Annotated in this window: 11 protein-coding genes and 1 riboswitch; of the genes, 5 read left to right on the top strand and 6 right to left on the bottom strand. The window is 69.3% G+C overall.

Translation table 11 applies throughout. From position 1 onward, the window contains the following. The 5 genes from N864_RS14975 to N864_RS14995 form a co-directional block, all read right to left on the bottom strand. Positions 1-464, bottom strand: a 464-nt coding sequence (locus N864_RS14975; RefSeq protein WP_155892961.1) for a DUF2254 family protein, incomplete at its 3' end; no start/stop codon positions are given. Between the two features lie 64 nt (positions 465-528). Beyond that, positions 529-1,791 carry an RNA polymerase sigma factor gene (locus tag N864_RS14980; protein WP_051518635.1) on the bottom strand — a complete coding sequence of 421 codons (1,263 nt, stop codon included), beginning with the start codon at positions 1,789-1,791 and terminating at the stop codon, positions 529-531. Positions 1,792-1,811: 20 nt separating this feature from the next. Continuing rightward, the gene (locus N864_RS14985) at positions 1,812-2,198 is read right to left on the bottom strand and encodes a YciI family protein (RefSeq protein ID WP_034718466.1); all 387 of its coding nucleotides are present in this window, start codon (positions 2,196-2,198) and stop codon (positions 1,812-1,814) included. A 5-nt stretch (positions 2,199-2,203) separates the two neighbouring features. Further along, entirely contained in the window at positions 2,204-2,584 is a 381-nt protein-coding gene (locus N864_RS14990) for a YciI family protein (protein WP_051518633.1), read from the bottom strand. Between the two features lie 182 nt (positions 2,585-2,766). Continuing rightward, positions 2,767-3,867, bottom strand: coding sequence for a mandelate racemase/muconate lactonizing enzyme family protein (locus tag N864_RS14995; RefSeq protein ID WP_034718469.1), 1,101 nt, complete (start codon positions 3,865-3,867; stop codon positions 2,767-2,769). A 251-nt stretch (positions 3,868-4,118) separates the two neighbouring features. Then, a riboswitch (cyclic di-AMP (ydaO/yuaA leader) is annotated at positions 4,119-4,262 on the top strand. Here N864_RS14995 and N864_RS15000 point away from each other — a divergent pair. Further along, entirely contained in the window at positions 4,261-4,809 is a 549-nt protein-coding gene (locus tag N864_RS15000; RefSeq protein WP_081793898.1) for a C40 family peptidase, read from the top strand. Its footprint overlaps the riboswitch before it by 2 nt. Positions 4,810-4,845: 36 nt before the next feature. On the opposite strand, the gene N864_RS15005 is transcribed toward N864_RS15000, so the two are convergent. Beyond that, positions 4,846-5,235: an ArsR/SmtB family transcription factor gene (locus N864_RS15005; RefSeq protein WP_051518634.1), complete on the bottom strand. Its 390-nt coding sequence runs from the start codon at positions 5,233-5,235 to the stop codon at positions 4,846-4,848. A 56-nt stretch (positions 5,236-5,291) separates the two neighbouring features. Between N864_RS15005 and N864_RS15010 the strand changes: the two genes are divergently transcribed. From N864_RS15010 to benC, 4 genes are all read left to right on the top strand, one after another. Next, positions 5,292-6,458, top strand: a complete 1,167-nt coding sequence (locus N864_RS15010) for a cation diffusion facilitator family transporter (RefSeq protein ID WP_081793900.1) — start codon at positions 5,292-5,294, stop codon at positions 6,456-6,458. 366 nt (positions 6,459-6,824) lie between these two features. Then, a complete protein-coding gene (benA, locus tag N864_RS15015; RefSeq protein WP_034718471.1) occupies positions 6,825-8,180 on the top strand; it encodes a benzoate 1,2-dioxygenase large subunit in 1,356 nt (451 codons plus the stop codon). After that, positions 8,177-8,671 carry a benzoate 1,2-dioxygenase small subunit gene (gene benB, locus N864_RS15020; protein WP_034718473.1) on the top strand — a complete coding sequence of 165 codons (495 nt, stop codon included), beginning with the start codon at positions 8,177-8,179 and terminating at the stop codon, positions 8,669-8,671. The genes benA and benB overlap by 4 nt, the downstream gene beginning before the upstream one ends. 18 nt (positions 8,672-8,689) lie before the next feature. After that, on the top strand, positions 8,690-9,827 hold a 1,138-nt coding region (gene benC, locus N864_RS15025), incomplete at its 3' end, for a benzoate 1,2-dioxygenase electron transfer component BenC (RefSeq protein WP_034718476.1).

The raw sequence follows: 9,827 nt of genomic DNA on the forward strand, positions 1-9,827 counted from the left end.
ACGGTCGCGATGCCGGCACCGACCAGAGGTGGACGTTTGTCCTGGACGGCGGCCAGCACGACGTAGCTGTAGAGGGACAAGCCGACGAAGAAGCCGAGCAGCGCCTGGTTGATCCGCCGGCGCACGAACTGGTCGAACACCACCGGGGACAGGTTGGAGGCGGTCTGCTGCACGGCGAGCAGCAGGACCGAGAAGGTGATGGAGGTGACGGTCAGCATGCCGGTGGCGATGCTCTGAAGCGCCGTCGACGAAGCCTGCTTCCCGATGAGCGTTCCGAAGGCGTCGCCGATCGCCGAGAGGCCGGCCACCTGCGTCTGGTCCGCCAGGATCGCGATGACGGCGAGGAGCATGCAGACCGCCACGACGAGGATGGGCACGGCGGCGAACTCCCGCAGCGCCGCCATCACGAGCGCCGAGGTCTGGCTCTTTCCGAATACCGGGCGACTTTCTGCAGACCGAGCCACGCCTTTTGCTCCTCGATGTCCAACAGTGGTGATCTTCACCGTTAATGCCCACAACTGCCGAGTCTCACCACTTCGCGTCAGGGCACACCGTTCCCCGGCTCGTGCGTCCGCCGCCGAGCTGGTCTCGGCGACGGGCGAGGTAGACCCTTTCGGCCGGGTTGCCGGCCAGGTCGATCGCCCTGTCGTAGGCCGTCCGCGCCTCGCCGCTGCGCCCGAGTCGTCGTAGGAGGTCGGCACGAGCCGCGTGGAACGCGTGGTAGCGGTCGAGTGCCTCGGCAAGTCGGTCGAGCTCGGCCAGGGCGACCGCCGGCCCGTCGAGCTCCGCAACGGCGACCGCCCGGTTCAGGCGCACGATCGGCGAGGGGTCGCACACCAGCAACCGGTCGTACAGCCGGACGATCTGGGCCCAGTCGGTGGCCGAGGGCGCAGGAGCGTCCATATGCACCGCGTTGATCGCGGCGAGCAGCTGGTAGCGCCCGGGTGGACGCCCTGCCGCGGCAGTGGCCGCCAGCTGCTCGTGGACGAGGGTCTGGCCCTCGGCGACCAACCGTCGGTCCCACGCACCGCGGTCCTGCTCAGCGAGGGTGACCAGCTCGCCGGTACGCGACATCCGGGCCTCTCGCCGGGCGTCGATGAGCAGCATCAGCGCCAGCAGGCCATCGACCTCGGCCTCGCCCGGGAGCAGGTACCGAAGCAGGCGGCCCAAGCGGATCGCCTCGTCGGTGAGGTCCACGCGCAGCCGGTCGTCCCCTCCGCTCGGCAGGTAGCCCTCGTTGAAGACGAGGAAGACCACCGCCAGCACGCCGGGGAGCCGCTCCCGGATGTCCCGGTCCGAGGGGACCCGATAAGGAATGTGGGCGGCCTTCATCTTGGCCTTGGCCCGGGTGATCCGCTGACCCATTGTCGACTCCTGCACCAGGAACGCGCGGGCGATCTCGGCGACCGTGAGCCCGCCGAGCAGCCGGAGCGTCAGCGCCACCCGGGCCTCCATGGAGAGCGCCGGGTGACAGCAGGTGAACACGAGCCGGAGCCGGTCGTCGACCACGGGGCCGACCGGCTCGGACGGGGTGTCGTCGTACAGCATGAAGGCCGCCTGGTGCTTGGCGTCGCGTCGGGACTCGCGACGGAGCCGGTCAATCGCCTTGCGGCTGGCGGTCGTCATGAGCCAGCCACCGGGATTCGGTGGGACTCCGTCCCGCGGCCAGCGCTCGACCGCTGCGACGAAGGCGTCGGCCGTCGCCTCCTCAGCGAGGTCGATGTCGCCGAACCGTCGGGCGAGGCCGGCGACCACGCGCGCCCACTCCTCGTGGTGGACGCGCGTGATCATCTCCTCCACCGGCAGCGCGGTCACGACTCCAGCAGCTCCCGGATGGAGCCCTCGGTCTGGAAGGGGCGCACCTCGACCTTTCCGCGGCACGCCTTCGATCCCTCGGCAGCGAGGGCGAGGGCGACGTCGAGGTCGGGTGCCTCGATGACCCAGAAGCCACCGAGATGCTCCTTCGTCTCGAGGTAGGGCCCATCCGTGAGAACGGGTGTGTCTCCCTGCCCGTCGACGGTCGTCGCCGCTGTTGCCGGGGCAAGGCCGTCCGCGAAGACGAAGTGGCCCTCCCGTTGCAGCTTGTCGTTGAAGGCCCCCGTGTCGGCGAAGGCCTGGAGCATCGCCTGCTTGGAGGGATAGCCGCTGAACTCGGTGCGCTCGGCGGGTCCGTAGACGGACAACAGGTAGCGGGGCATCGCGCTCACTCCTTCCCGGAGCGGTCCAGCCCGGTGTGCCCGGGGCCCCCGAACCGGTGCACCTCTTGGGGCCAGTCCAGCACGGTGGCCAGCCTGCCCGCCCAGTAGCGGGCCGCCTGGTCGTCCGCGACATCGACGACACAGAAGCCGCCGAGGTGCTCCTTCGTCTCGACGTAGGGCCCGTCGGTGAAGACGGGCTTCCCGTCGACCGCCTCGACGCTGCAGATCGCCGTCGAGCGGTCCAGGCCGCCGTTGGTGAACAGCAGGACGCGCGCCGACTGCATCTCCTCGATCACCGACCTGGCCGCTGCCCCCTTGTCGCGCAGCTCTTCCGGGCTGTGCTCCCGCACCCACTCGTCATTGAACGTGATGAGGTACTCGGTCATCGGGTTCTCCTCCCAGTCCTGGCCGAGGTGCCTGCTCGGCCCCTCGTGCCGGCGGCCCAGGCTGGCCGCCCGCTACCAACTCCACGAAGGCGTACACCCCGATCCGACACCACGGTGCGCCGTCTTTCAAGAAGATCCTCGACGCCGCCGACTCTCCAGGGCGGGCGGCCGTGGTGCACGGCTCAGGAGACGGTGAACACGTGCTCCAAGCCTTCGGTCGCGACGGTGATGCCCAGGCCCGGCGCCGTCGGAGCGGCGCCCCGGCCGTCGGCGGACCGTGGGTTGTAGCCGGCCACGTGCCCGTCGGTCCAGTCGTTCATGAACGAGGCGTTCTGGAAGTTCTCCGGACGCGTGCTCGCGGCCAGGTGGCTCACGGCCGCCGACACGACGTCCCCACCCCATGTGTCCTCCATCGAGATCATCATGTCGAGGTCCTGCATGAGGTCTCGCATCCGGGCGGCCTGGGTGAGGCCACCGACGCGACTGATCTTGATGTTGATCGAGACGGCCCCGGCGTCGTACTTGGCCCGGAACACGTCGACCGGGCGCAAGATCGACTCGTCCAGGACCAAGGGCAGGGCCGAATGCCGCATGACGAAGATGCAGTCGTCGGTCTCGCGACAGGGCTGCTCGATGAAGACGGGTAGGTCGGCCATCTCACGAAGGGCCACCTGTGCCGCCCGCAGGTTCCAGCCACCGTTCGCATCGGCGACGACGAGCGTGTCTGCCGACGCAGCGTCGATCACCGCGCGGGTGCGACGGGCGTCGTCAAGAGGATCGTTGCCGACCTTGAGCTGGAACCGCTTGATGCCTGCCGCTTCGCGGCGGGTGACGAACTCCGCCATGGCCTCGGGCGACGCCAGCGGCACGGCCTCATACAGCGGGAAGTCCTCCTGCAGCACGCCACCGAGGAGCACCGCCACGGGCTGGCCCGACTCCTGACCGAGCAAGTCCCAGCAGGCGACATCGATCGCAGACTTGGCGTAGCCGCCGCCGAGGAGCACGTCGTCCATCAGCCGGTGTATGCCGGAGATGTTCGTCGGGTTCGCACCGAGCAGGGCCGGCGCCAGCGTGTGCAACGCGGCACGAATCTCGGCCCAGTGGGTGGGCAGGTAGCGGTTCCCGAGCGGCGTGATCTCTCCCCAGCCCTCGGCGCCCTCATCGGTGCGGACTCTGACCAGCGTGCCGATCTCGGATGTCGCAGCACGGTTGCCGGACATGACGTACTCGCCGTGGGCATAGCGGAGGGTGTATCCGAAGCAGTCGATGGCAGTGATCTTCATGGGCACCTCTCAGGCTGTCGACCCGCCGTCGCGACTGCCCCGGACGTCATGGCGGTGCGCTCGCGCCGGGTCGGCAGGTCATGGGCCACCAAGTGTGGCATCGCGACGTGCCGTCGCCCACGCTGGGAGGTCACGGCCTGCGCCATACGACCCATTGCGTCGTCGTGATCTGGTCGTTACCTTTGATGGACCATCCCGCCCGCGTCGTCGGGCGGCCCACCGACCCGCCTAGTCCTGTCCGCCGGTGCTGGTCAATAGCACCGCTGGGGCAGGAGCGGGGGAACCACGTGGGACCCGGTCGACCGGACCCGTCCTTGGGGTGAAGCCACGCGTGTGGCCGGGCATCTTCCCGCCCGAACCCGACAGCTCACCTCGCAGGCGTGGAGGAAGCCCATGTCACACACGCCTTCGGTGCGGGGCGCTGCCCTGCGTCCCCCGATTCTCCATACCCTGCTCGCGCTGGGACTCATCCTCACGCTGGGCCTCGCCGCACCGCCCGAGAGCGGCGGAGCCACCGCCACCACCTCAGCCCAGGCGGCGCCCGCGACGCCGGTCACGATCGCCGCCGCACCCGCCGCCGTCACATACAGCCTGCGGATGCAGGCGGTGCGCATCGCGGCATCCAAGAAGGGCGACCCCTACCGTTGGGGCGCCGCAGGGCCCTACGCGTTCGACTGCTCGGGCCTCGTCTACTACATCTACCGGACCAGGCTGCACCGCTCGATGCCCCGAGGCGCCAACGACCAGCGCCTCGCCTCGATCCCGATCAGCAAGTCGCAGAAGCGGCCAGGGGACCTCATCTTCTTCATGAGCGGGGGACGCGCCTACCACGTCGGGATCTATGCCGGGTACGGCAGGATCTGGCACGCACCTCGGCCGGGGCAGGTCGTGCAGCTCTCCCGGATCTGGACGTCCTACTACGTCGTCAGGCGAGCCCGCTGACGACCACCTGGGCTTCGGGCACTGCGGCTGCCGACGTCAGTGACGCTGCCGCGGTGCCTGCCGGCGGGTGGGCATCCGATGCTGGTGATCGGTCTCGGCGCCGAGGTCCTGGTCGGTGTGGTCGGCGTGGAAGAGCGCCTCGGCGAGCAGCGCGTGAACGTGGGTGTCGGCGGCCGTGTAGTAGACGAACGTCCCCTCGCGCCGCCCGCGCACGAGGCCGGCCAGGCGCAGTTTCGCCAGGTGCTGGCTCACCGAGGTCGGGCTCACGCCGGCCAGCTCGGCCAGGCACGTCACCGACGACTCCCCCTGCAGCAACGCCCACAGCAGCTTGATCCGTGTGGTGTCGGCGAGCATCCGGAACGTCTCGGCGGCGAGGTCAGCCTGTTCGTCGTCCGGCATGGACAGGTCTGGCAAGCCATCGTGCATGCCTGCCAGCCTACGTGACTTCTTACCTTCGCAAGTGTGCAGATATGCTCCTGGCCATGCTTCCGAAACCCGGCCGTGTGTCGTCTCAGCCTGCCCCCGACGAGCCAACCCTCGTTGACGCACCCCTCCCCGAGGCGGCCGCCTCCGATGCGGACGAGCACGACGCCGACCAACCGGGTCACCACGACCACCACGACCACGACCACGGCCCCGGGCTGCGGGCGCGGCTGCGGCACGCGGTCACTCCTCACTCGCACGACGTGGCCGACTCGTTGGACGCGGCCCTCGAGTCGAGCGCGCGGGGCATTCGTGCCGTGCGACTCAGCCTCATCGGCCTCGGCGCCACCGCCGTCCTGCAGCTGCTCGTGGTCGCCATCTCCGGCTCCGTGGCGCTGCTCGCCGACACCATCCACAACTTCTCCGACGCGCTGACGGCCATCCCGCTGTGGATCGCGTTCGTCATCGGACGCCGAGCCACGACCCGTCGCTACACGCACGGCTACGGGCGGGCGGAGGACCTGGCAGGCCTGTTCGTCGTCGCGATGATCGCCCTGTCCGCGGTCGTCGCGGGCTGGCAGGCGATCGAACGGCTCCTGCACCCATCCCCCGTGCACAATCTGGGCTGGGTCGCCCTGGCCGGGTTCATCGGATTCCTCGGCAACGAAGCCGTCGCGGTGTTCCGCATTCGGGAGGGCCGCGCCATCGACTCGGCCGCCCTCGTCGCCGACGGCCACCACGCCCGGACCGACGGGCTGACCTCGCTGGCCGTCCTCGTCGGCGCAGGCGGGGTCGCAGTCGGCTGGAGCTGGGCCGACCCCGCCGTCGGACTGCTCATCACCGTCGCGATCCTGCTCGTGCTGCGCACCGCCGCCCGCGACGTCTTCCGCCGCCTCATGGACGGGGTCGAGCCCGACCTGCTCGACACCGCAGAGGCCACGCTCGCCGCCATTCCGGGCGTCTTGGCCGCCGACGAGGTGCGAATGCGCTGGGTCGGCCACGAGATCCACGCCGAGGCCGTCGTCGAAGTGGATCGCGGTCTGAGTCTCGATGCGGCGGACGAGATCACCAGGACCGCGACCCAGCAGCTGACCGACGCCATCCCTCGGCTCACGCGCGCGGTGCTCCGCCCCCGGCCACAGAGCAGGCCCACGAGCTTGGCTCCCACCGCCGGTGGCAGCGACGGCTCGGGGCGCGACCGACCCGCTCGCTGCGTCCCTAGCTGACCGCGTCAAGCGGTGGCGGACTGCTGAGCAGGCGCTCCGCAGTGCGCGGTCGGGCGGGGACGTGTCGTAGACCCCGGGCCGCCTCGGCGAAAGCGTCCACCCCGCACCCCGGGGGCCCCACTTCCGTATGCCGCTGAGCGGGCCCCGCGCTGTCCGCGCGGTCGCAGGGCGCCTGGGTGAGCGGCATACCCGGTGCCGTTCTGCTCGAGGAAGTCGTCGAGCGCTCAGCGCGCACGCCACCCTTGGGGGTGCCTAGGTCAACACTGGGGTGATGCCCGGTGCCCGGGCGCGGCGGAGCCGGGATGGTGGACGGACCGACGGACGACGCCCCGTCCGTAGGTGCCGAGGACGCCACCTGGAGGACGAATGACAGCCACGACGGGCACCCCCGCCTTCGATCTCGACACTGCCGTGATCGAGGACCACGCGGCCGGGATCTACCGGGCCAACCGGTCGATCTTCACGGACGAGGAGCTCTTCGAGCTCGAGATCAAGCACATCTTCGAGGGGAACTGGATCTACCTGGCCCACGAGAGCCAGGTGAAGAACCCGGGGGACTACTTCACCACCTACATCGGTCGGCAACCGGTCGTCATCACGCGCGACAAGGACGGCGAGCTGCACTGCCTCATCAACGCGTGCGCACACCGCGGCGCGATGATCTGCCGGCGGAAGACCGACAACCGGATGACGCTCACCTGCCCGTTCCACGGCTGGACGTTCCGCAACGACGGCACCCTGCTGAAGGTCAAGGACCCCGAGGGCGCGGGATACCCAGCATCCTTCGACACGAACGGGTCGCACAACCTGACGAAGGTGCAGCGCTTCGAGAGCTACCGCGGCTTCCTGTTCGGCAGCATCAACGATGACGTCCTGCCGCTCGAGGAGCACCTGGGCGACGCGACGAAGGTCATCGACATGCTGGTCGACCAGTCGCCGCAGGGGCTCGAGGTCCTGCGCGGGTCATCCACCTACACCTACGACGGCAACTGGAAGGTCCAGGCGGAGAACGGCGCCGACGGCTACCACGTCACCGCGACGCACTGGAACTATGCCGCGACGACGTCCCGCCGCAACACCGGTGAGTCGACGAATACCGCCAAGGTGCTCGACGCCGGCGGTTGGGGCAAGTCCGGCGGCGGCTACTGGTCGTTTCCCCACGGCCACCTGTGCCTGTGGACCTGGGCGGCCAACCCCGAGGACCGGCCGTTGTGGAGCCGGCTCGACGAGCTCAAGGAGCAGTTCGGCGAGGCCAAGGGCGAGTTCATGGTCAAGGGCTCCCGCAACCTCTGCCTCTATCCGAACGTCTACCTGATGGACCAGTTCTCCACGCAGATCCGGCACTTCCGGCCCATCGCGCCGGACAAGACCGAGGTGACGATCTATTGCATCGCGCCGGTCGGCGAGTCGGCGGAAGCCCGGGCACACCGGATCCGGCAGTACGAGGACTTCTTCAACGCCTCGGGCATGGCCACACCCGACGACCTCGAGGAGTTCCGCTCCTGCCAGCTGACCTTCCACGCAACCAAGGCGCCGTGGAACGACATGAGCCGCGGCGCCGAGCACTGGCTCGACGGGCCCGACCCGGTGGCGCAGCAGCTGGGCATGGACGGAGTCATCTCGTCCGGCGTCAAGAACGAGGACGAGGGGCTCTACCCCGTCCAGCACGGCTACTGGCTCGAGACGATGCGCGCCGCGGTGACGAAGGAGCAGGCCAAGTGACGACGATCGACCAGAACGCCATCGAGCAGTTCCTCTATCGCGAGGCCCGCTACCTCGACGACCGGGAGTTCGAGAAGTGGCTCGCCTGCTACGGCGACGACGTCGAGTTCTGGATGCCGGCGTGGGGCGACGACGACCGGCTCACCGAGGACCCGCAGACCGACATCTCCCTCGTCTACTACGCCAACAAGGGTGGCCTCGAGGACCGCGTCTTCCGCATCCGCACCGAGCGGTCGAGCGCCACCTCGATCCCCGAACCGCGGACGAGCCACAACATCAACAACGTCGAGGTCATCGAGCGGCGCGGCGACGTCGTCGACGTGCGGTTCAACTGGCACACGATGTACTTCCGCTACAAGACGATCGACCCCTACTACGGAACGTCCTTCTACACGATCGACTTCTCCGGCGAGAGCCCCCTCATCCGGCGCAAGACCGTCGTCCTCAAGAACGACTACATCCACCACGTCGTCGACGTCTACCACGTCTGACGGGCGCAAGGAGCTGTCATGACCGTGACCCACCAGGTCGCGCTGTCCTTCGAGGACGGCGTCACCCGATTCATCACGTGCGCGGAGGGCCAGACCGTTGCGGACGCCTCGTACCGCTCACGGATCAACATCCCGCTCGACTGCCGGGACGGCGCGTGCGGGACGTGCAAGGCGTTCTGCGAGTCCGGGGAGTTCCGGGCCGGGACCTACATCGAGGACGCGCTGTCGCAGGATGAAGCCGACCGGGGCTACTGCCTGCCCTGCAGCATGTCGCCGCGCTCCGACCTCGTCCTGCAGATCGCGAGCACGTCCGCGGTCGCGAAGACGACGGCCGCGACGCACCAGGCCACCGTCAGCAACCTGGAGCGTCTGTCCCCGACGACGACCCGGATCACGCTCATCACCCCGACCCGGGCGGACCTCGCGTTCCTCCCCGGCCAGTACGTCAACATCTCGGTCCCCGGCACCGACGTGACGCGGTCCTACTCCTTCAGCAACGCACCCGACCAGGAGGAGCTGACCTTCCTCGTCAAGCACACGCCCGGGGGCGTCATGACGACCTACCTCGAGGAACGTGCGGCCGTCGGTGATGCGCTGAGCCTCACGGGCCCGAACGGCAGCTTCTTCCTGCGCGACACCGAGCGCCCGGCCCTCCTCCTCGCCGGCGGGACAGGCCTCGCGCCGATCCTGTCCATCCTGCGCCGGCTGCGCGCCGAGTCGTCGACGCGGCCGGTCCACCTCGTGTATGGCGTGAGCACCGACGACGACCTTGTGGAGCTCGAGACGCTCGGGGCCCTCGCGGGCGAGCTGCCCGGCTTTACCTGGGACTACTGCGTGGCCGATCCGCAGACCGCGGCCCCGAACACCGGCTACGTCACCGGTCTCCTGCAGCCCGAGCACCTGCACGACGGAGACGTCGCGGTCTACCTCTGCGGCCCCCCGCCGATGGTTGAGGCGGTGCGACAGCACTTCTCCTCACAAGGGCTCGAGCCGACCGGCTTCTACTACGAGAAGTTCGCGCTCTCGACACCCGCTCGTGGAGGCGCCACACCGGTGGAGACGCAGCCGGAGCCGGCCCCGTCAGCCCCCGTTACGCCAGCACCTGAGCCGGCGTCTGTGGCAGCACCTGCGGCAGCGCCCGCGCCTGCGGCAGCGC

It is taken from the genome of Intrasporangium chromatireducens Q5-1 (assembly GCF_000576575.1).
In the GTDB taxonomy this organism is placed as follows: domain Bacteria; phylum Actinomycetota; class Actinomycetes; order Actinomycetales; family Dermatophilaceae; genus Intrasporangium_A; species Intrasporangium_A chromatireducens.

What these genes read in the sequence shown, in the direction of transcription:
- N864_RS14980 (WP_051518635.1), bottom strand. Translation starts at nt 1,791, where the DNA reads ATGATCACGCGCGTCCACCACGAGGAGTGGGCGCGCGTGGTCGCCGGC.
- N864_RS14985 (WP_034718466.1), bottom strand. Translation starts at nt 2,198, where the DNA reads ATGCCCCGCTACCTGTTGTCCGTCTACGGACCCGCCGAGCGCACCGAG.
- N864_RS14990 (WP_051518633.1), bottom strand. Translation starts at nt 2,584, where the DNA reads ATGACCGAGTACCTCATCACGTTCAATGACGAGTGGGTGCGGGAGCAC.
- N864_RS14995 (WP_034718469.1), bottom strand. Translation starts at nt 3,867, where the DNA reads ATGAAGATCACTGCCATCGACTGCTTCGGATACACCCTCCGCTATGCC.
- N864_RS15000 (WP_081793898.1), top strand. Translation starts at nt 4,261, where the DNA reads ATGTCACACACGCCTTCGGTGCGGGGCGCTGCCCTGCGTCCCCCGATT.
- N864_RS15005 (WP_051518634.1), bottom strand. Translation starts at nt 5,235, where the DNA reads ATGCACGATGGCTTGCCAGACCTGTCCATGCCGGACGACGAACAGGCT.
- N864_RS15010 (WP_081793900.1), top strand. Translation starts at nt 5,292, where the DNA reads ATGCTTCCGAAACCCGGCCGTGTGTCGTCTCAGCCTGCCCCCGACGAG.
- benA (WP_034718471.1), top strand. Translation starts at nt 6,825, where the DNA reads ATGACAGCCACGACGGGCACCCCCGCCTTCGATCTCGACACTGCCGTG.